This window comes from Caldicellulosiruptor hydrothermalis 108, from assembly GCF_000166355.1.
GTDB lineage: Bacteria > Bacillota > Thermoanaerobacteria > Caldicellulosiruptorales > Caldicellulosiruptoraceae > Caldicellulosiruptor > Caldicellulosiruptor hydrothermalis.
The window spans coordinates 2451416-2472056 of record NC_014652.1; the positions used below are offsets into that span (position 1 = coordinate 2451416).

The 20641-nt window shown below is 35.8% G+C and carries 20 protein-coding genes; 5 read left to right on the forward strand and 15 right to left on the reverse strand.

The features are described 5' to 3' along the window. Positions 1–14: 14 nt before the first annotated feature. The 4 genes from CALHY_RS11935 to CALHY_RS11950 form a co-directional block, all read right to left on the reverse strand. The gene (locus CALHY_RS11935; protein WP_013404194.1) at positions 15–1478 is read right to left on the reverse strand and encodes a TIGR02677 family protein; all 1464 of its coding nucleotides are present in this window, start codon (positions 1476–1478) and stop codon (positions 15–17) included. A 101-nt stretch (positions 1479–1579) separates the two neighbouring features. After that, a complete protein-coding gene (locus CALHY_RS11940) occupies positions 1580–2113 on the reverse strand; it encodes a coiled-coil domain-containing protein (RefSeq protein ID WP_013404195.1) in 534 nt (177 codons plus the stop codon). Between the two features lie 94 nt (positions 2114–2207). Next, positions 2208–3248: a tRNA preQ1(34) S-adenosylmethionine ribosyltransferase-isomerase QueA gene (gene queA, locus CALHY_RS11945; RefSeq protein ID WP_013404196.1), complete on the reverse strand. Its 1041-nt coding sequence runs from the start codon at positions 3246–3248 to the stop codon at positions 2208–2210. Continuing rightward, complete coding sequence (locus tag CALHY_RS11950; protein ID WP_013404197.1) at positions 3245–4987, reverse strand: SpoIID/LytB domain-containing protein; 1743 nt, start codon at positions 4985–4987, stop codon at positions 3245–3247. The genes queA and CALHY_RS11950 overlap by 4 nt, the downstream gene beginning before the upstream one ends. Positions 4988–5128: 141 nt before the next feature. Between CALHY_RS11950 and CALHY_RS11955 the strand changes: the two genes are divergently transcribed. From CALHY_RS11955 to CALHY_RS11970, 5 genes are read left to right on the forward strand one after another with little or no spacing between them, the layout of a single operon-like run. Next, on the forward strand, positions 5129–5749 hold the full coding sequence (locus tag CALHY_RS11955) for a potassium channel family protein (RefSeq protein ID WP_013404198.1): 621 nt from the start codon (positions 5129–5131) through the stop codon (positions 5747–5749). Beyond that, positions 5746–6411 carry an NAD-binding protein gene (locus CALHY_RS11960; RefSeq protein WP_013404199.1) on the forward strand — a complete coding sequence of 222 codons (666 nt, stop codon included), beginning with the start codon at positions 5746–5748 and terminating at the stop codon, positions 6409–6411. Before CALHY_RS11955 ends, CALHY_RS11960 begins: the two co-directional genes overlap by 4 nt. Positions 6412–6432: 21 nt before the next feature. After that, positions 6433–6564, forward strand: coding sequence for a hypothetical protein (locus CALHY_RS14045; protein WP_269011617.1), 132 nt, complete (start codon positions 6433–6435; stop codon positions 6562–6564). 28 nt (positions 6565–6592) lie between these two features. Continuing rightward, complete coding sequence (locus CALHY_RS11965; RefSeq protein ID WP_013404200.1) at positions 6593–8104, forward strand: TrkH family potassium uptake protein; 1512 nt, start codon at positions 6593–6595, stop codon at positions 8102–8104. 8 nt (positions 8105–8112) lie between these two features. Then, entirely contained in the window at positions 8113–8607 is a 495-nt protein-coding gene (locus CALHY_RS11970) for a hypothetical protein (RefSeq protein WP_013404201.1), read from the forward strand. A gap of 64 nt (positions 8608–8671) precedes the next feature. On the opposite strand, the gene CALHY_RS11975 is transcribed toward CALHY_RS11970, so the two are convergent. From CALHY_RS11975 to CALHY_RS12020, 11 genes are all read right to left on the reverse strand, one after another. Next, the gene (locus tag CALHY_RS11975; RefSeq protein WP_013404202.1) at positions 8672–9121 is read right to left on the reverse strand and encodes a VanZ family protein; all 450 of its coding nucleotides are present in this window, start codon (positions 9119–9121) and stop codon (positions 8672–8674) included. Positions 9122–9217: 96 nt separating this feature from the next. Next, positions 9218–10855, reverse strand: coding sequence for an ABC transporter ATP-binding protein (locus CALHY_RS11980; RefSeq protein WP_238524613.1), 1638 nt, complete (start codon positions 10853–10855; stop codon positions 9218–9220). Positions 10856–10875: 20 nt separating this feature from the next. After that, the gene (locus CALHY_RS13955) at positions 10876–11013 is read right to left on the reverse strand and encodes a hypothetical protein (protein WP_238524539.1); all 138 of its coding nucleotides are present in this window, start codon (positions 11011–11013) and stop codon (positions 10876–10878) included. Positions 11014–11025: 12 nt separating this feature from the next. Continuing rightward, the gene (locus CALHY_RS11985) at positions 11026–12783 is read right to left on the reverse strand and encodes an ABC transporter ATP-binding protein (RefSeq protein ID WP_013404203.1); all 1758 of its coding nucleotides are present in this window, start codon (positions 12781–12783) and stop codon (positions 11026–11028) included. Next, on the reverse strand, positions 12780–13037 hold the full coding sequence (locus CALHY_RS11990; RefSeq protein WP_013404204.1) for a hypothetical protein: 258 nt from the start codon (positions 13035–13037) through the stop codon (positions 12780–12782). Before CALHY_RS11990 ends, CALHY_RS11985 begins: the two co-directional genes overlap by 4 nt. 32 nt (positions 13038–13069) lie before the next feature. Next, a complete protein-coding gene (locus tag CALHY_RS11995) occupies positions 13070–13507 on the reverse strand; it encodes an SHOCT-like domain-containing protein (RefSeq protein ID WP_013404205.1) in 438 nt (145 codons plus the stop codon). A 5-nt stretch (positions 13508–13512) separates the two neighbouring features. Then, positions 13513–13878 (reverse strand): DUF2089 domain-containing protein, encoded by a 366-nt coding sequence (locus CALHY_RS12000; protein ID WP_013404206.1) that lies wholly within the window; start codon positions 13876–13878, stop codon positions 13513–13515. A gap of 197 nt (positions 13879–14075) precedes the next feature. After that, on the reverse strand, positions 14076–15062 hold the full coding sequence (locus CALHY_RS12005) for a glycoside hydrolase family 5 protein (RefSeq protein WP_013404207.1): 987 nt from the start codon (positions 15060–15062) through the stop codon (positions 14076–14078). Between the two features lie 80 nt (positions 15063–15142). Then, the gene (locus CALHY_RS12010) at positions 15143–17275 is read right to left on the reverse strand and encodes a sugar phosphate nucleotidyltransferase (RefSeq protein WP_013404208.1); all 2133 of its coding nucleotides are present in this window, start codon (positions 17273–17275) and stop codon (positions 15143–15145) included. A gap of 40 nt (positions 17276–17315) precedes the next feature. Continuing rightward, on the reverse strand, positions 17316–18509 hold the full coding sequence (locus CALHY_RS12015) for a glycosyltransferase family 4 protein (RefSeq protein WP_013404209.1): 1194 nt from the start codon (positions 18507–18509) through the stop codon (positions 17316–17318). Between the two features lie 225 nt (positions 18510–18734). Then, positions 18735–20576 (reverse strand): glycoside hydrolase family 15 protein, encoded by a 1842-nt coding sequence (locus CALHY_RS12020; protein ID WP_013404210.1) that lies wholly within the window; start codon positions 20574–20576, stop codon positions 18735–18737. Between the last annotated feature and the right edge of the window lie 65 nt (positions 20577–20641).

The following is a 20641-nucleotide window of genomic DNA, read 5'->3' on the forward strand; positions in this document are numbered from 1 at the left end:
TTTCCTGCCTTTCTTTATTCGACAAACTCAATCACATACGCTGGCATTTCAAGCTCGCCATCTGTTGATTTTAAAACACAATATCTCCCATCCTTTGGTTTTACAACTTTAAATTTTTTCCCTGAGTCTGTATTACCAAAACCTGATGATAGTCCTCTTGAAAGCCACACCAAAAGTTTCTTCCTCACCTGTGGAGTCAAAACAGGAAGATTTTCAAACTCAATTTTTCCATCTTTTATAAGCTGAGCAACAAGCTTTTCTTCTTCTTCAATTTTCTTTTTATACTCCTCAAACCTTTTTTTCTTGTCTTCAGAAAATTCAGATGCCGGCAAAACTTTACTCTTTTCCCTCACAAGCCTTCCTCTTGATTTAAGCAAACTCTTCATTGGTGGAACATCAAGAATGCTAAGACTTGCAAGTTCGCTTTGTCTTTTTTCCTCGGCTGCAATGTATCGCGGCAAAAGCACACCAAACACAACTGAAGAAAGCTTGTGACATGTAGCTAAATCAAGGTTTGAGAATATTTTAGCTAAGTGTTTGTACTCTTCCTGCCTGTTTACTTTGACACTCGACATCTCTGAAAGCCTTGCTGCAAGGTCAGACACTTTTCTTATAAGCCCCTGAATCTGGTCAGAAAGTTTTTCTGCCTGGCCATGAGGAGCAACAAACCAGAGTTTTATATTGTCAAACCTTGCTTTTATATTTCTTTCTATACTCTCTGGGTCTTTGAATATGTTTTTGGGATGTTCCTTTTCCTGAGCGATTATATAGTTCAAAAGCTTTTCAACCTTAGAGTTTTCTAATTGCAAAAAGATGGATCTTATTTTTGGAAGATAGTTCTGAAATATAATATAGAAGTTGTAAAGGTACTGTACAAGCTTTGATTTGTACTCTAAAAAATTCTCTTTTATCATGAGATTTTCAGCCTCATACGACTTTAACATTGAAATATATTCAGAATAGCTATTTTCAATCTCCTCAAAAGAGCTTGTTAGCTCATCCCACCAGTCAACTGCTCTTTTTTGCGGGTCTTGCAATACACTGTCCACCTGCTGAAGCAAGAGAAATATCTTTTCAATGTGTTTGGGATTTAGCTCTGCTTTTGTATCCTCTTGAGTTTCAAGTTCAAACAAAAACCTTTCAATCTTAAGTCCGATATGTGTAAGTTCATATAAAAATCTTTTGTTTTTAAACTCCTCAACAGTTCTGGTCTTTGAAGTGTCCTGAATTGAATTTAAATTTCCCCACTCAACAAGACTTTTCAAATCTTGTTCGCACATCTGCTCTGTGTAGTCTGCAAACTGTGGAAAACTTTTTAAAAAGGTGAATATCTCTTCTTTTGTCAGCCTGTTTTTGTATTCTAAATGACACAAAAAACAATATCTCATGATTGTTCTGTATCTTTCTGAGTTAGGTGCTGTGAGGTACTCAAAATATTTGAGTTTGCCCAAAAGTGGAGCTTGAAAACTATTTATCATCTTAAAGTTCTACCTTCCCTCAAAATCTTATCTTAAATTATATCACATCTTACCAAACAAAAAAGGGGCTGAAACATTTTTCACATACAGCCCCTCTTATTCTAATTTGCTGAAAACACAGCTTTTTTTAGATTGCTGATTTCAACCTCATGCCTGCCAAGGATTTCATAAAAAACCTCAATCTTTACTCTGTTTTCTTTTAACTCTTTTATATCCTTTTTCATCTCTTCCATATCGCTTGAAAGCTGTTTTATAGCAAACTCAATAACAGCAAATCTGCCATCAACATATCTTCTCAGCTCTTCATGTTCACGCTTGTCTTGCTCAAAGTGAGACTGCTGAATTTCTGCCATAAGCTCAAGTTTTCTCTTGAGGTCTTCAAGCATAATAGAATTCTTGGTTGTCTCAACCTCAAGCTTGGCAACCCTCTTCTCAAGAGCATCAATTCTTCTTTCTACTGCATCAAGCCTTTCTTCTACCCTGTCAAGCCTTTCTTCTACCTTGTTAAGTCTTTCTTCAACTCTGTCAAGTCTTTCTTCTACCTTATCAAGTCTTTGTTTTACTTCTTCTAAGCCTTTATCAATGCTGTCAACCTTTTCTAAGACAAGAGTTAACATTTGTTTGATCTCATCCATATTTTAACAACTCCTCTTATCGGGCTTTAAAATTATTATATACTAACACCTATTAATTGTGAATTAACATATTTTAGGGCTTCTGAAAATAAATTTATCTCCTTAATATCAGCATTGCATCTCCAAAACTGAAAAACCTGTAACGCATGTCAACAGCAATCTTGTAGGCGTTCATGATTCTTTCATACCCGCCAAATGCACAGACAAGCATCATCAAGGTAGTATCCGGAAGATGGAAGTTTGTAACAAGACCGTCAAGAACTTTAAATTCATAGCCAGGGTAGATAAATATATCTGTCCAACCTTTTTTGGCTCTTACTTTTCCATTTTCATCACAGCACGATTCTAAAACCCTGCAAGATGTCGTCCCAACTGCAATCACTCTTTTACCAAGTTCTTTTGCTCTGTTTATTCTTTCTGCAACATCTTCAGAGATTTCATAATACTCCTCATGCATCTTGTGTTCTTCCACATTTTCAACTTTGACTGGTTTAAAAGTTCCAAGTCCAACGTGAAGTGTCACATACAGAATTTCAACACCTTTTTTTGAGATTTTCTCAAGTAATTCTTCTGTAAAGTGAAGACCTGCAGTTGGTGCTGCAGCAGAACCAGGCACTTTGCTGTATACTGTCTGATATCTTGAAAGATCGTCAAGCTCCTCTTTTATATACGGTGGAAGAGGAATTTTGCCCAGTCTTTCTAAAACCTCTTCAAACACCCCTTCATAATAGAACCTTACAATCCTTGTGCCTTCTTCCTGGTTTACATGTAAAACCTCAGCTTTTAGCTCTCCATTGCCAAATACAAACTTTCTTCCTTTTCGCGCCTTTTTGCCTGGTCGTGTCATAACCTCCCATGTGTTTATATCAAGCCTCTTTACAAGCAAAAATTCTATAAAACTGCCAGTATCTTCTCTTTGCCCAATTAGCCTTGCAGGTATGACCTTTGAGTTATTTAGAACAAGACAGTCACCCTCATTTAAATATTCAACTATGTCGCGGAAAATTCTGTGCTCAAGCCTGCCGTCCGGTAAAATAACCATCAGCCTTGAACTGTCCCGCGGCTCTACAGGTTTTTGTGCAATCAGTTCATCCGGCAGGTCATAATGAAAGTCGCTTAGTTTCCATTTTTTCATCTTTTTTCAATCTCAACTCCTGTGTAATAGTGTTTTATAATTTGCTTATAATTATAACCACTTTCAGCAAGTCCTTTTGCTCCCCACTGGCTCATTCCAACACCATGTCCCCAACCTTTGCCATTGAATGTGTATGTGGTAGGGACAAGTGGCACCTTGTCAAGGCTACCATCTGGATTTACAACATTTATATATTGCTGTGAATATGTCTGAGCTTCATTTTCAAAACTTCCCACATTTTCTGACAGGTACACCTCATCATATGTCGAAAGATACACACTTTCAGCAGTTTGTGGCAAAATATTTTGAGCTTCTATAAAATCCTGTGCCTGTTTAGTTTCTACCGCTCTTTTTACACTTCCATCTTCAAACAAAATCTTCTGCCCGCTTATTCTCACTTTTTTTACCTTCCCACTGCTCTCTACCACAGATACATCCGCATCTGTTGTAATTGTATATGCCTGGCTGTAAAGTCCAAACAAAAGTCGTGTTGCTTCTTTTTGACATTCATACTCGCCTTGCGTGCCAACAACTTTTAGTTTCAAAACCCTTCCTGCTTTTGTATACTCAACTGCCTGAACGTCCAAAACATCACCAATGTCTATGTTCCTTTTTTTGAGCATATTTTTTATCTCATCTTTGGTAAACTGAAACAGCCATGATGACTTTGAATTTTTTGCTTCTTTTGAATTGTCAACAGACCTCAAATACTCAACAGGGTACCTCCAAACATTTTCAGAATCCTCTGTGGGAATACCACCTGTTGATGAAAAATACACAGCATCAATCGGGTTGCCTTTGTAAGTTATAATCTCACCTCTTGTTGCATCAACAGCTGCAATTGCCCATTTTTCTCCATATGTGCCATCTACTGCACCGCCATATACCTGACAGTGGTCTGTCGGGCAGAGGTCAAAACCAATTGATTGGTGCTTACCAAGGTTTCTCACAGCATACGTGCGGGCAATAACAGCAAACGCTTTTACAGCCTCAATTGGCCACAGCGGGTCAATCTCCATCCTGATAACACCATACAGATACTCTTCAAGCTTTGTAACATTTATAACTGTCATATCACTACCTTTTATTCTTTTAAACTCAGCCCTGCCCCTGAACCATCTGTCGCCTATCTTTATTCTCTCAATTCCATTTTGCTTTTGTGGAATTATCATCAAAAACCTTGTAGCTTGACCGTCAAATCCAAAAAGTATTTTGCCATTTTCATCTTTTACAAGCACCATAGTATCTGAAGAAAAAATGGTTGCGCCAGAAAGTTTTGCTGCCAGTTTGCTTGCTTCATTTATATTGTCAAAACAGCCAATTAATATGCTATACCCACCATTTACAAAGCCAACAAAAGCGTCTTTGAATGAAGAAAAACTTTTTAAGCTATTCTCTGCTGTTTTGTATGAAATATACCTTCCAACTGCCACATGATAATTTGGACCTTCCTGGCCATTCTTTTTGTATACATCCTTTGAAACTGTGAGACTATTTTTTTGTGTATCGGCAACAGTAATGAAGTTTTTGTCATCAGAAATAGCCAAGAAGAGACTTCCTTTTGCCTCAATTTTTACAGAGTCCACCGGGCTTGATTTTTTGTATGTATCAGCATAAAACACGCCTATTCTTATCCACTCCGGAATTTGAGTTTGTGAAAATGCGGGTAATATATTGATTGAAGAAAAAACTACAAAAAAGACAATCGCTACTGCCCCGCATAAAAGTTTTTTAACCATTTTTTTCTCTCCTTCTTGCTGCAATAAGTTTGTATTTATTAATTTTATTCTACCAAAATCCCTCTTGTGAGTCTATTGTAAAAGGAATATAATTTAATCTATGAATTTCAGAAGGTAATATCAAGTAGGGGTGCAGAAAAATTGTATATAATAGTCGTGGGGTGTGGAAAAGTAGGCTCAACACTTGCAAAGTCTCTTTCTGATGAAGGGCACGATGTTGTTGTGATAGACTCTGACGCTAAAAACTTTGAAAGACTTGGCCCTGACTTTAATGGCATGAAAATCCAGGGAGTTGTGATTGATGAAGATGTTCTAAAGCAGGCAGGAATAGAAAAAGCTGACGCACTGGCAGCAGTAACTCCTGATGACAGTACAAACATAATGGCAGCTCAGATTGCTGAAGAGATTTACAATGTACCAAAGGTAATAGCAAGGATTTATGACCCGCTCAGAGAAGACATCTTCCATTCTCTTGGGCTTGAGACAATCTGTCCTACAACCTTGGCTGTTGAGTATATAAAATCAATCCTTCTTTCGCGCGAGATAAGGCACAAGCACAGGTTTGGCAAGGATGATGTGTTTTTCAAGTACATCACTCCAAAGAGAGATGATATTGGAAAAGGTCTGGACAAAATAATTCTCCCTGAAAATTGCTATCTTTTCGGAATAATTCGAAACGAACACTTTTATTTCAAAAACAAAAACATAAGACTTCAGGAAAATGATATCATGGTAGTTGCTGAAAAGAAGGTGAATCAATGAGAGTTGCTATTGTCGGCGGTGGAAAGGTTGGGTATTTTTTGACAAAGCTTTTAGCAGAAAGAGGAAGATATCACATAACTGTGATTGAACAGCAGCCAGAACTTTGCAGGAAAGTTGCTGAAGAGTTTTCGAATGTAACTGTGATAGAGGGTGATGGAACTTCTCTGGACACCCTTTCTGATGCAAAGGTTCACAAGTGTGACTTTTTTATTGCTGTAACCGGAAAAGATGAGGACAATCTCATATCCTGCCAGCTTGCAAAGAAGGTATTTGAGGTAAAAAGAACCATAGCAAGGGCAAACAACCCTAAAAACATAAACGTGATGAAAAGGCTTGGTGTTGACAATGTAATATCTTCAACAGATATCATTGCAAAGATAATCGAACATGAGGTTGAAATAGAACCTCTTTCTGTCCTTGCAACGTTGAAAAATGGGGAGATAATAGTTTTTCAGGCGGTTGTTCAGCAAAATTCTCCTGCTGCAAACAAAAAGATTGCAGATGTCCCGTTTCCAAAAGAGAGTATAATAGGTGCTATCATGAGAGAAAACGAAACATTTGTGCCGTCTGGAGACAGTATTATTCTGCCAGGTGATACACTGCTTGTAATTGTAAGTGAAAGGGCAAAAAGAGAGTTCAAACGGCTTATAAGTTCAAAATAACACAAAGGGTGATTGATTGGAATGCTCAAGAAAAAAGAAAAAAACCTCAAAACCACATTTATTGGTGTGCTGGTAGAAATTGGCCTTGCGCTGGGTTTCATAGCAGCTGGCGCTATTGTTACTTTAATCCCTTATCTTTTTGCTCATAAATAAAAAAGTGCAAAGAAGAGGGCTGAAGAAGATGTACAAAACCAAGTTTAAAGATGGTCACATAGAACTTCGCCATGTCCTTTACATGACAGGGAAAACTTTAAGTGCAATTGGTATGGTAGAAATAGTTGCCGCTATAACATCGCTTTTGTACCGAGAGTGGAATATGTTATTTAATCTTATGATTGGTATTGGACTTTTTTTTACTATAAGTTTTATATTTATCTTTATCGGAAGGGATACAAAGGAAGAAAGGTTTTCGTGGGGCGCTGGAATGAGCATGGTGGGTTTAACCTGGGCACTTGGCGCACTTATTTCAGCTGTGCCACCGTACCTTTCTGGCCATTTTGCTTCATACTTAGATGCGTTCTTTGAAGTCATGAGCGGATACACAACAACAGGTCTTGTTCTCATTCAGGACTTAGACCATGCACCAATGGGGCTTAATATGTGGCGACATTTAATCACCTATATTGGCGGGCAGGGCATGGTACTTATGACTTTGAGCTTTTTGTCATCGGGTATGCGTGGACTTTTAAAAGTATATATGGGCGAGGCAAGAGACGAGCAGATATTCCCAAATGTTATGCATACAGCAAGGATAATCTGGTCTGTGAGTCTTTTATACCTTGTTCTGGGGACTTTGGCTTTGACAATAAATGGAGTTTTAATAGGTCTTCCTTTGGACATGGCATTTTTCAGAGGACTCTGGATGTTTCTTGGTGGTTGGGACACAGCAGGGTTTGCTCCTCAGTCTCAAAATGCAATGTATTTCCACAGTCTCTCATATGAGATTATATCTATGGCCATAATGATTTTAGGAACAATAAACTTTGCGCTCCATTATTTTATCCTCACAGGCAATTATAAAGAGGGTATAAGAAATGCCGAAATAAAAAGCCTTTTTACAACAATAACCATTTTGAGTTTTTTAGGTGCTTTTGCCTTAAAAGGAATTTATTTCGACGGTATGGTTTCATTCAGAAAAACCTTTTACCATTTTATTTCTGCTCATACAGGCACAGGTTTTGCAACACTTTACTCACAGCAATTTTTCTATGAGTGGTCAGATGCTGCTATTATACTCATTGTAATAGCAATGCTTGCTGGCGGGTCTGTGTGCTCAACAGCAGGTGGTATTAAAGCGCTCAGAATTGCAATATTGGCAAATGCTCTTGTAAACGATATAAAGAAGATGATAAAACCTGATTCAGCAGTTGTTGTTGAAAAGTTTCATCACCTAAAAGAAGTAGCATTGCAAGACAGGCATGTTCGAAATGCTTCTATTATAACACTTTTGTATATTGCAACATTTGCTGTTGGAACGCTGGCAGGTACGTTTTTTGGGTATCCTCTGAAGGCTGCAATGTTTGAATCAGCCTCAGCCCTTGGCAACGTTGGACTTTCAATCGGAATTACCCAGCCTTCCATGCCAGATGCACTGAAAATTATCTATATCTTTATGATGTGGGTTGGAAGACTTGAGTTCATGTCTGTAATTGCGCTTTTTGCATTCCTATTTAAAGAAGCAAAGGAAGGATAGAAATGAAGATGATGAGAAAATCTTGGATTGTCATAGTTATAATTTTTATTGGATTTTTTATAAAACACCTGCAAGAAACTGCATTTGCAAAACCCATTGACAGCAACACTCTTATCAATAATGCTTTTAAATATGATGGCAAAGTTGTTGAGTTTCAAGGTGAAGCAATTGGCGAAATAATGAAAAGAGGAGATTTTGCGTGGGTCAATATTCATGATGGTAATAATGCAATTGGTATCTTTATGAAATATGAAGATGCTAAAAAAATAAAATATCTGGGAAGATACAGGGTAAAAGGTGATATTGTGTATGTAAAGGGCATTTTTAATAGAGCTTGCAAAGAACACGGCGGAGATTTAGATATACACGCATATCAAATTAAGATTTTAAAAAGAGGCTATGAAATTGAAGAAAAAGTTGATAAAACAAGACTTGCTATTGGAATTATGATTTTTACAATAGGTAGTATTCTTATGTGGACTGTGTTTAAATATAAATGGTAATGGCTGGTCAAAATAAAGTTTGGCCAGCCATTTAACTTTAATTAATACCCCAACTTTTTGGCTGTTATTTTAGTTTATTTTTGCTTTTTTTCACTACAAAATACCCAAATATCCCTACTGAATCAATCATTACATCAACAGGACTTGGTCCTCTATCAGATACAAATACCTGATGAATTTCGTCCGAAATTGCATAAAGAATTGAAAAAGTAGCTGTTAATATAAAAGATTTTTTTGGATTTTTGTTGTATTCATAAAATGCTTTGTAAAACAGCATACTCAAAATAAAGTATTCTGTTACATGCGCAATCTTTCTTATTAAAAACTCAAAATTCTTTCTGTTGTTAGAATTAATCAAATCCTTACCTGTAATAAATTCTATCAATTTCTCAGCAAATATTGCTATTGAAAAGCTTTTTTGGTGCGAAACAGCCCCTTCTTGAGCTGAGAAATAAAAAATTACAGCCATCCATACAAAGACAAGCGCCCATCTTATATAAATTTTGCTTTTCATAAATACCAGTTTTCCTTTCCTATATCAAAATAAAAATTTAATACATTACAATTATACCCTTTATGTGATAAATTTCATATTAGTCAATTTAACAAACTAAAAAGAATACTTTGTTGCAAACTGCTTTAAATAAAGGTTTGAATATTTTCCATTTAAACTTAATAATTCATCATGCTTGCCTTTTTCTACTATTTTACCATCTTCAATGATATAGATAATGTCAGCATCTTTGATTGTAGAAAATCTGTGAGCAATTATCAATGTAGTTTTACCTTCCATCAAAGTACTGAGTGCTTTTAGCACTTCAGACTCTGATTCAGAATCCAAAGAAGATGTCGGCTCATCTAAAAGCAATATTGGAGCGTCTTTTAAAATAGCTCTCGCTATTGCAATTCTTTGTCTCTGCCCTCCAGAAAGTGTTAATCCTCTGTCTCCAACTTTTGCGTTATATCTTTCCGGAAGGCTTACAATAAAATCATGAATATTTGCTTTTTTGGCAGCTTCAATAACTTCTTTTTCTGTGGCATTTAGCTTTCCATATCTAATATTTTCATATATACTTCCATTAAATAAATAACAATCTTGGGGAACATATGCAAAAAGACTTCTTAACTCCCTGACAGTATAATCTGATATAGGTCGTCCAAAAATTAATATCTCACCTTTTTGGGGCTTATAAAAACCCATTATTAACTTAAAGATAGTACTCTTTCCACCACCACTTTCACCAACAAAAGCCACTTTTGCACATTTTGGAACTGTAAAAGTTATGTCATTTAGTACTTCTTTTGTTTCGCTATATGAAAAACTAACTTCTTTGAATTCCATGCAAGTACTTGAACTATTCTGATTTATTTCAGTAACCATAGAAAGACTATCACACTCTATCTCCGTATCATCCAAATGCTTCTCATCAATATCAAGTACCTCAAAAATTCTTTGTGCTCCTGCCAAAGAACTCTGCAGATTTGTTAAAAACTGTCCAACAGAACCAAAAAGCCATACCAAAGACCTCATCACATTTATACTAATCATTAAATTCCCAAATGTAAGCTTATTCTTTAAAACCAAATATCCACCAATTACTATCTGCCCAAAAAATATAAGCCATCCAGCAGAATAATTATAGGCTGCCAGTATAGCATTATATTTTACTCTTTTCAAGGAAAGCTTGTAAACAGCCATATTAGCTTGAACAAACTTTTGAAAAATTATCTCACCTATTATAAAAGCACGAATTACAAAAGCACCTGAGACAATATCTGAAAATCTCTGAACAACCTCTGAAAGCTTTGATTGAATTTTATTGCTTACAACTTTTAACGGTTTTACAAACGTTAAATTAAAAGTTAGATGAAGCAGACCTATAATCAATCCATACAAAAACAGTGCTTTGTTTACAGAAAATATTACCCCCGCCGAACCAATACCGCTGATAAAAGCCATTATCAGCATCATTAACTGCCAGGAATATGCTCCTTCTGCCACAGCAACATCGTTGTTAATACGTGACATAAAATCTCCGCTGTGCTTTTTTTCAAAGTTGTCCAGAGACAAACTTAATATTTTCTTAAATAAATTTTCTTTAATAATTATGGTAGTTTTCATTATACAGTATTCAAATAAATATCCAAACATAGGTATTATGATTAATAAAATACCAAACCATTTTGCTACAAAAAGTAGACCTTTTATAAGTCCATTTAAGTCTTTTGCAAGAATACTATCTGTCACAGTCTTCAAACCCAAAGCACCTAAAAATTAAACAAAAATTGCTGTGATGATAACACCATCAACGCAACAATATAACTTATTCCAAGCAAGGGAGTTCCACCGTTTTTCCACATAAACGAAAGAAGCCTTATTAAATTTGAATTAACTATTTTTTTCATATAGCCCCACTCCTAAGCAACTGAATTTCCTTCCATTTGACCTTCAAATTGTTTTAAATAGAGATTATAGTAAACTCCTTTTTTCTCAATTAGTTCATTATGTGTTCCCTCTTCGCAAATTTTTCCATTATCTATAACAATTATTTTGTCTACATTCTTAATTGTAGAAAATCTATGCGCAATAATAATTACTGTTTTGCCATTTACAATTTTCTCAAGCTCTGATTGAAGTATATTTTCTGAGTCTGTATCAAGCGCAGAGGTAGCCTCATCGAATATAAAAATCTCAGCTTTCCTCAATATTGCTCTTGCTATAGTGAGCCTCTGCTTTTGCCCACCTGACAAGTTTATGCCTCTTTCGCTAATTTTTCTAAAATAGCCTCCTGCTTCTTTGATAATAAAATCATGGATGTTAGCTATTTTACAAGCTTCCTCCACTTCATCTTGCTTGGCATCAAGTTTCCCATATAAAATATTTTCATATATAGTTCCCGGAAAAAGAAAAACATCCTGATTTACAACAGAAATTCTATCTCTTAAACTCTTCGAATTCCACTCTTCCAAAGGATTGCCAAGTACCTTTATTTGCCCACTTTGTGGTTTGTATAGTCCAAGTAACAACTTTATGATAGTTGACTTTCTACTGCCACTCGACCCAACAATTGCTACTTTCTCACCTTTTTTAATTTTAAAACTCACACCTTCTAAAACCGGTTTCATTGATGTATCATAAGAAAATACTACATTCTCAAATTCAACGGCATAGTCAGAATCATCCTTGCTTTGGTTTAAATCGCCAGACATTTCATCAGGATGCAATAATATCTCACTGATTCTTGATGCAGCAGCCTTTGTTTTCCTATAGTTATTTATTGCATTAGGTAAAATGTGCATTGGTGCTAAGAATATATTCATAAGTTCTGCAAAAGCTATAAGTCCACCAAATGTAAGCTTGTTTTTTATTACCATATAACCACCAAACAAAAATAAAAGAATACTGGGTGCTATTTGAATTAAACCTTTCACTGTATTCAATATAGCTGAAATTTTGGCTATCTTTAAACCCTGACGAAATACCTTTTCTAAACCCAATTTAAAAGTTTTATATATATGTGCTTCAAGTGAAAAAGCCTTTATTAATAAAGCCCCTGTTACTACATCTTGAACTGTAGTATTAGTCTCTCCCACCAAATCTTGCTGCTTTTTCGTAAATTTCTCAACAGGTTTGCTTATGTATACTGCAGCAAGTATAACTAATGGAATAATTGCAAAACAAAAAAGTGTCATCTGCCAGCTAACTAATATGCCATAAACAATTCCAATAGTAAAAACAATTGGATGATATAATATATCGTTGAGTGATTGTGTCAAAAACCCATTAATGATTGACAGGTCAGAAGACAATCTGGATATAAAATCGCCTGTTGTATTTTTTTCTATAAGGTTTATTTCAGAAACTATGAGCTTTTTGCTGACCTCTTCTCTCAAATCTTTTAAACTTTTCTCAGAAAACTTACCGTGTAAATATGCTTTAATATATTCAAGAGGAATTTTTATCGAAATAACTATAAGCGCTATTTTTAATGTGCTGATAAATAGATTAAAATCTTTTTTGACTCCTGCATCAACAAGACTTTTTTCGATTTGTATTAAAGATATATTAATAAGTGATGCACCAATAGATAAAAGAGCTACTGTTATAATTAAATAGAAATTTTTTTTGATTATCTTAAACACCTCAGAAAACTGAAAAAATCTTTTCTTTTTCATATTTTTATTAACACCTCTGAACCATTCGATTCTTTTATCTCCACAATAGCTAACCCTTTATACTTTCGAAGAGAATAAATTGCGCGTGAGATGGCTCTTAAATCTATGTCATCAAGCGCTATCTTTGCCTGTGCTTTTTTTAAGATATGTTTAAGTACAAATTTTGGTGTAACTCTCAACAAAAAGGATAGTATAAAAAGAGGGAAATATATATTTATTTTTCCTTCATGGCGGTTGACCACTATTATTCTCATATTCTTCAAAACCACCTTTTTAAGAATAAAATTTATTCAATCCCAATATACACCTTATCACCGTTTGAAGATTGAATGTTTACAATCTCACCCACAAGACCACTTTCAATAGCACTTAAAATCATATTAATATCAACACCTTCAATAAAGTTCTGAGAATTTGATTTATTGTTTTCACCTTCTTGAGAAGAAATCCTAATTCCTTTTTGGATTGACTGAGAAACCATCTTTTGAATAAACATTGGACCAGCCGCCTTTATCATGTTCTTTATAAAATCAATTGGGAGGTTTATTTTTATCTCATCATTATTTGGTGAGCTTACCAATATTTTAAGTATCCTTTCTTTATTCTTCTGCTCCGTTTTGCTAAAGTCTTTCTTCTGAATAATTTCAATCATATCATATGCCTTTTCAGCATCAAGTTTACCTTCTTCTACCATTTTTAATATTCTTAATATCTCTTCTTTCATAATATTTAATCCTCCTCTTTTAATATTTTTATAGCCTCATCAGGGCTAATCTCACCGCGCTCTAACATCTCTAAAATTTCAATTGTATCCTGTCTTTTGCCACTGTCTTTAAGTCCCAGTACCTCTAAAATACTTTCAAGTCTTGCCCTAAGTGTAGGATACGAAAGTCCAAGTTCTCTTTCCATTTCTTTAAAATTACCTCTTGTTTTTAAAAACATCTCAACAAATTGAAGCTGTTCATCAGTTAACTTCATAAACTTGTTATATTCAAAATTGTTTTCTATGGTAGTATTGCAAGACGGACATTTCAGTTTAATTATCTCAAGTCCAGACCCACATATAGGGCATCTGTTCAATAGTTTCACTCTCATCCATTGTATCACCTTTATATCTTTGTTTAAATTAATTATACTCAAAATTTTAATAAGTTGCAACTTCAATTTTAATATATTTAAAAATTTTGGATTATTAATTTTAATCTTATCAAAATGAATCTTTGCTTAAATAAAAAATGGAGTCACCTTTTTGTTTTATATGACTCCATTTGTATACAATTACAAATATAACTCTAAAATTTCATTAAAAGCTCAAGAAGCTTTCTGTCAAGCTTATGCCCGTAAAAGTCTTCATATTCAACATCTTTTCTTCCAGAGTCAATTATCCCAAAAGGTCCTCTCAAATTCCAAAGAGCAATACCTATTCCAAGGTCTTCTAAAACATCCAACACATCAGAAAGCCACTTCAAGACAACATGATGCGGTGTATTATTGTAAGCACCACCTTCACCACAAATAACACCAACATTATATTCAAATAGTCTTGCCCACTTTTGATGATGATTTTTTAAGTAATCCTTATCAATAATCTCTCCGTTTTTAAACACAAGCGGCCACGATGGCTCAGCAAATTTGTTACTCTCCTCAACCCACTCTGCCTTGTAATGGGTAAGCTCAAACGGAATGTATGCCCTGCAAGCTTGTGCCACGCCTAAACTTGTGAGCTCAAAAACAGGTTCATTGCCGTAGTCAACACCGTCAATTATAATAAGCCTCTCTTTATCAATCTCTCTTATCTTTTCAATTGTATACGTCATGACTCTTATAAAATCCTCTTTTGTCATCTCCTCTTTTGAATACTGTCTTGGTACATTTATAAGGTTAAAGCTCAAATGCTTTGAAGATATCCCTTTATACCTTTTGGCAAATGTCTGCCAATATAACACAAATAGTTCAAGAGGTTCTTTGTCTTTCCACAGATTATAGCCTTCCTTAGTTTTCTCATTCACACAATAGCCCGGCGCACCGTGAATGTTCAAACAGATATGAATACCATACTTTTGTCCCCAGACAACAACCTTGTCTATCATTTCTAAAACTTCCTCTTTTATTTCCGGCCGCCCTTCGACATACCAGTTTTTGTAGTTCATAGGTATCCTTGCAAAGTTAAATCCCCACTCCTGCATCCATTTAAAATCATCTTCAAAAAATCCATAGCTCATGTTAGGAACAAAAAGTCCAAGCATGTTAAATCCTTTGTACTTTGGAAGTTTGTTCATTATTTACCCTCCCTAAGCAAAAAATCAAAAAAGGAAAGGGCAGACTCTAATTCCCCCTTTCCTTTATATTTTAACTATTTTCATACATGAACTTCCTCTAATTTCTTTACTTTATCTATCAAATCTTTCACCTCAGAAAGTTTTTCTAATATTAGCATTACTGATGAAATTGCATCATAGTAGAAAAAGTAGTCAATACCTTCTTCTAAAATAACTTTCATATAATCTCTAATCTCATTACCCGTATATTTCACAGGTACATTCAAAAGCCTGTCCACATCATTCAAAAATGCCTTGAAAAACTCAGGAAGTATAATATGATTATTGCCGAATTTTTTCATCTCAAGCCAGGCAAGAAGCATCTTGAGCTTTTCGCCGTACACTGTGCAGTCTCCCAGCATCATGATAAAGTGTTCTCCCTGCCGGTCAATCAAAAACCCTGCATCATACTCATTCTGCACACACATATTTTTCAGATTCTCTATACACTGCTTTGAACCACCACTTATCAAGGTAGTCTTTAAGCCATATCGCTCAGAAATCTTGTCAAAAAGTGAAATTATGGATTTGTCTTCCGAAACTATGCAAACTTTTAGCCCTTTGAACTTGGAATTTTCGAACGTCTCCTCAAGCCTCGAAAAATACATCTCAAGCGGTGATGAGACAAGTTCATTGACAAAATTGATGTTTGAGGATGTCCTGAAATCGCATGTGACAAACAGGTTTTCAATCTTTCTTTCAAGCAACTTGTCAATGTTAATGCCATTTTGGTCAAATATCTCAATCCTTATGCTATTTCCTCTTGAGCGCACATAAATGCCTGCATCGTAATAGTCCTTGACAATGTATCTGAAGATTGGAAGTATTATTCCTCTTGTTCTGTAAAGCCTTGCACCTGTTATCTGGCAGCCTGTTTCAATAGCTTTTCGAATAACGCTGCTCTTTTCTGTATAGTCATCGCCAATTAAAATCCTTGCGTTTTTGTCAAAGACAGAACCGATAGAATTTCCAAGTTTTATACCAAACTGGGGTGTTATCTCCTGATTAAAATCACCTGTAATTCCACGAACCCAAAACACGCTCTTTATTACCTCTGTTCCCCAGTAGATGTTTTCGTCTATCACTGTGCCAGACTCAATTGTTTTTTCAGGCCAGATTTTGGCTTCTGCTTTAACCTCAACAAAATCTTTCAAAAGGTTGTTTTCGCCCACAACTGCCTTTTCAGAAACTCTTACATAGTCTTTCAAAATGGATTTGCTGCAGATGATACAGCTTTTCAGCTCACAGTTTTTGCCTATGAAACTGCCGCTCCACAGTATAGCCCTCTCAAGCTTGCTTCCTTTTGCAATCTTTACACCATCACCAATTACACAAAACTCGCCTATTTCAACATCGTCTTCTATTTCACACTCACTTCCAATAAACACACTTTGACTTATCTTTGCGTTTGATGAAATGTTGGAATCCTTAGAAATTTTGGGACTTTTCAGATCAAGGTCAAGTATTCCACCCAGCCTGAACACATCCCTGTGAGCTTTGATGTAGCTTCCCACATCACCAATGTCACACCAGTACCCGTCCATCTTAAACCCAAACATGGGCACTTTTTCTTTCAAAAGTTTAGGGAACAAATCCTTGCTAAAATCAAATGGTTTGTCATCTTCTATATAGTCAAGTATCTCTGGTTCAATTATATATATCCCTGTGTTTGCAAGGTTTGAAAAGACCTCGCTCCAGGAAGGCTTCTCAAAAAACCTTTGAATCCTTCCTTCTTCGTCTGTAAGAACAATTCCATACTCTATAGGTATTTCAACCTCTTTTAATACAATTGTGACCTTGCTGCCTTTTTTCTTGTGAAACTCTATAGCTCTTGTGAGGTCTGAATTTGTAATTCCATCCCCGCTCAAAACAACAAAAGTCTCATCCAAAAACCCTTTTGCGTTCTTGACAGAACCTGCTGTGCCAAGAGGCCTGTCCTCAACAAAGTGCTGGATACGAACACCCCACTTTTGCCCATCCTCAAAATAGTTGATTATCTTGTCAGGATGGTACTGAAGAGTTGTTGCAACCTCAAAAATGCCATGGGTTTTGAGAAGCTTTACCGCATACTCCATCACAGGTCTGCCGAAAAAAGGTATCATCGGCTTTGGAAGTGACACAGTCAAGGGTCTGAGCCTTGTTCCAGACCCGCCTGCCATTATAACACCCTTCATAATTTTTTAGACCTCCCCTTTCTTAACCCCTACATCTTTTTTAAAGCTCTGAAAACCATTCCATCTTTTTTGCTTCTGTAACAATCATCTGGTACACATTTTTCAGTCTTTTCACTATCTCATCCCATGAATAGATTTCTTTTGCATCAGTCTGTGCTTGTCTTGACAGTTTTTGTCGAAGGGCGTCATCTTTCAAAGCAAGTAAAATCATGTCGGCAAGTGAGTTCGGATTTGCGCAGTAAAAAGTAAGTCCATTGTGAAGGTGTTTTACAATCTCAGAAAACCCGCCAATGTCAGATACAACTGGTACACAACCCGATGCCATAGCCTCTAAAGCAACTATCCCAAAAGGCTCGTAAAGGCTTGGAAAAACAGCAATGTCGGCAACTTTGAAAAGTTTTTTTCTTTCTTCATCTGTGATAAATCCTGTAAACAGCACTTTATGTGAAAGTCCTAAAAAGTGGGCTTTAGAGTAAAGCTCACCTGTCATCGGTCCGTTGCCTGCAATTATGAGCTTTGCATCAAAAAAATTGTCAAGTACTTTTCTGAAGCCTTCAATCAATACGTGAATTCCCTTTTCGTACACATGTCTTCCAATGAAAAAAATTATCTTTTCACTGTCCAAAGCATACTTTCTTCTAAAATCCCAATCAAATGACGCTTCTGCAAACTCTTCAAAGTCTATTCCATTTGGAATGACAATACACTTGTCAGGTGTTAAGCTAAATATTCTTTCACACTCATTCTTCATAAACACAGAGTTGACAATTACCTTCCAAGCCTCAAAAGTGAGCCACCACTCAACATTGTGAATAAACCTCTGCGTATCTGTGTATATACCGCCGTTTCGTCCGTGTTCTGTTGCGTGAATTGTTGCAACCAAGGGAATTCGAAGAGCGTACTTAACGATGCGCGCAGCAAATGCCACAAGCCAGTCATGCGCGTGGATTATATCAAATCTTCCTTCCTTTTGTGCAATATATATAGCCTTTTCAGCAAGTGCCATGTTCATCATCATAACCCAGTCGATAAAGTTAAGGGAATTTAGTGGATACACTGGAACTCTAAATATCTTAAGATTCCCATGATCTTCTATTCTTTCGTAGTCTTCTGAAATGGTAACAACATAAACCTTGTCTGTTTCAGATAGCTTCTGTGAAATGCTTCTGACCACTCTTGAGATGCCGCCAACAATTCTCGGAGGATATTCCCATGTAAGTTGAAGTATCCGCAACCATTCATCTCCTTTCTGACAGTTTTACTTTTAGGGTTTATATAATTTATACCACTTTGTGCAAAGTTATAACAAAAATTTTGAAATTTGAATTAAAAAATTTGTCTAAATATTATACTTTCCAAGTTGAGATGAAAATATAGAGTAGAGAATAAAAGAGAAAAGATAAAATAAAAAAGACCAGCTTTTGCTCAAAATTAGGTAGCAGGCTGGTCCTTTTAAAATTTAATTTTTCTCAAACAAATACAGTACATACATTGCATGAGACCATGCAAGTGGAACAACCCACGCAGGCTTGCCAGTGAGCCTGTCAACCTGTTCCGGAAAAAGCCCGTTTGGTAAACTGTGCTCCTTTGCCCATTTAAAGAGTTTTTCTGCCTTGTTTACCTGTCCCGTTTTTTTATAGTATATTGCAAGCCAGAGTGTTGTCAGTATCCATGGATTCCCACCAATGTACCTATCATCAGAGTATCTCTTGTAGCCCCCGACAATTGAATTTTGACACTCCCTTTCAATAGCCAAAATGGTAGCTTTAAAAGCTTCATCGCTACTATCCATCATTTCAAACGGATAGTACACCCCAAGCATTGAAATGTCAACAACTTCGTCTTGTTTTTTGAAATAATAGATTATCTCATATTTTTCGTCCTTTTCTACATACCTGTTCTCTTCAGGAAGTTTTAAAAATTCCTCTCTTGAAATTCTGACATCTGTAGACCTTACATACCGTAAAAGCTTAGGACTGTAAAATGCTGTAGCTATTTGATTTTTTATCGCTTTTAATTTTCTTTCAATTTCACTTTCAAGTTCAGGGAAATACTTTTTAGCTTTCTTTAGCGCAGCATAAATGCTTGCATTTGAGTAAAGATGAATTCCTTCTCTTTCTTCCCACAGGTCAAAGCTTCTAAAGATAACTCCCTTTTCGCTATCGACTGCAGCTATCAAAAACAGCAGTGCTTTTTTGAGGTTTTCTTTATACAAATCAATCAAATGCAAGGAATTTTGTCTTTCGCAGTGGTTCAAGAATCCCCACACAACAGAAGCTGTCTCATCAATCTGAATTCCCCAGCTTGGAGCTAAGCTGCCATCTGTGTAATATCTCTGGTCCCAGAATCCTTCCTTTTCCTGACAAGAAAATTTGAATTCAAAAAAGTTTTCAACCTCCCTTGAGAGTCCAAGCGCATCCATTGCAGATACTATAAACGCAGCGTCTCTTCCCCACACAAACCCATAACCGCCACAGTGGAAAAACTTCTCGTCAACCTCTGATGCAGCTAAAATTCCACCTGTTTTAGAGTTCTGCAGTACATAAAATACATATGCACTTCTTTTCTGAAGCTGCATATCTTTTGGGTCTTGTGTGCAAATGAGCTTTACTTTGGAGAATTTCTTTTCCCAGAAGGCTTTGTTTTGCCTGTAAACTTCGTCATACCCTTTTTGCTTTAAATAAGAAAGTTTTCGATAGACTTCATCTTTTGAGTTTCCAAAAGCTAGAAAGCATGCAACCTTTCCTATATTTTCAAGTTTTACGGCAATCTGTGGATTTGTAGCTTCATTCCAGCCTTCCAGCTGATTATCGTTTGCATCATCAATTCCGTTTTTAACTGTAAAGCTTTTTATCTTATTCTCAAAAGCAAGACCTATATATGTCCCTTTAAAATATGCATAGATTATTTCATTTTTCTTATCAACCTTTGCAGCATTAAAAAGGCTTGAAGAATTTATCATGGGTTCTAAAAAGACATAGAAGTCTTCGAAGCCAGTTTCCCATAAACGAACCAAGCTGTCTGTTTCAAAGTCAACAAAGTCAAGTTGAAAAATTGTTTTGTCTGCAATTTTATACTCAAAAAAATACGCAAAGTCATCCACAAATCCACTTTTTATCTTGAAATTTTCATCCTCGAAAAATACAAGCCCATCCAAAAAAACCGCTGCCAAAAAGAGTTTTATTTGCTGATAATAATCCACTGCAGGCCAATAAAACCTTTGCAATATGCCATTTGAATCAAGCTGCCCCAAAACCTTTGTATTCCCTATTATAGCTTCTATCACGTGCGGCTTTCTCATATGATCCCTCTTTCCATGTTTTAATTTTAACTCAAACGTTTGCTAAGAAGAATTAAAGTTATTAT

Bases quoted from the DNA above. Each gene is read 5' to 3' on its own strand.
- CALHY_RS11965 (WP_013404200.1), top strand. From the start codon at position 6,593: ATGTACAAAACCAAGTTTAAAGATGGTCACATAGAACTTCGCCATGTC.
- CALHY_RS14045 (WP_269011617.1), top strand. From the start codon at position 6,433: ATGCTCAAGAAAAAAGAAAAAAACCTCAAAACCACATTTATTGGTGTG.
- CALHY_RS11960 (WP_013404199.1), top strand. From the start codon at position 5,746: ATGAGAGTTGCTATTGTCGGCGGTGGAAAGGTTGGGTATTTTTTGACA.
- CALHY_RS11970 (WP_013404201.1), top strand. From the start codon at position 8,113: ATGATGAGAAAATCTTGGATTGTCATAGTTATAATTTTTATTGGATTT.
- CALHY_RS11990 (WP_013404204.1), bottom strand. From the start codon at position 13,037: ATGAGAATAATAGTGGTCAACCGCCATGAAGGAAAAATAAATATATAT.
- CALHY_RS12000 (WP_013404206.1), bottom strand. From the start codon at position 13,878: ATGAGAGTGAAACTATTGAACAGATGCCCTATATGTGGGTCTGGACTT.
- CALHY_RS13955 (WP_238524539.1), bottom strand. From the start codon at position 11,013: ATGAAAAAAATAGTTAATTCAAATTTAATAAGGCTTCTTTCGTTTATG.
- CALHY_RS11950 (WP_013404197.1), bottom strand. From the start codon at position 4,987: ATGGTTAAAAAACTTTTATGCGGGGCAGTAGCGATTGTCTTTTTTGTA.
- CALHY_RS11975 (WP_013404202.1), bottom strand. From the start codon at position 9,121: ATGAAAAGCAAAATTTATATAAGATGGGCGCTTGTCTTTGTATGGATG.
- CALHY_RS11935 (WP_013404194.1), bottom strand. From the start codon at position 1,478: ATGATAAATAGTTTTCAAGCTCCACTTTTGGGCAAACTCAAATATTTT.
- CALHY_RS12010 (WP_013404208.1), bottom strand. From the start codon at position 17,275: ATGAAGGGTGTTATAATGGCAGGCGGGTCTGGAACAAGGCTCAGACCC.
- CALHY_RS11995 (WP_013404205.1), bottom strand. From the start codon at position 13,507: ATGAAAGAAGAGATATTAAGAATATTAAAAATGGTAGAAGAAGGTAAA.
- CALHY_RS11985 (WP_013404203.1), bottom strand. From the start codon at position 12,783: ATGAAAAAGAAAAGATTTTTTCAGTTTTCTGAGGTGTTTAAGATAATC.
- queA (WP_013404196.1), bottom strand. From the start codon at position 3,248: ATGAAAAAATGGAAACTAAGCGACTTTCATTATGACCTGCCGGATGAA.
- CALHY_RS11940 (WP_013404195.1), bottom strand. From the start codon at position 2,113: ATGGATGAGATCAAACAAATGTTAACTCTTGTCTTAGAAAAGGTTGAC.
- CALHY_RS12005 (WP_013404207.1), bottom strand. From the start codon at position 15,062: ATGAACAAACTTCCAAAGTACAAAGGATTTAACATGCTTGGACTTTTT.
- CALHY_RS12020 (WP_013404210.1), bottom strand. From the start codon at position 20,576: ATGAGAAAGCCGCACGTGATAGAAGCTATAATAGGGAATACAAAGGTT.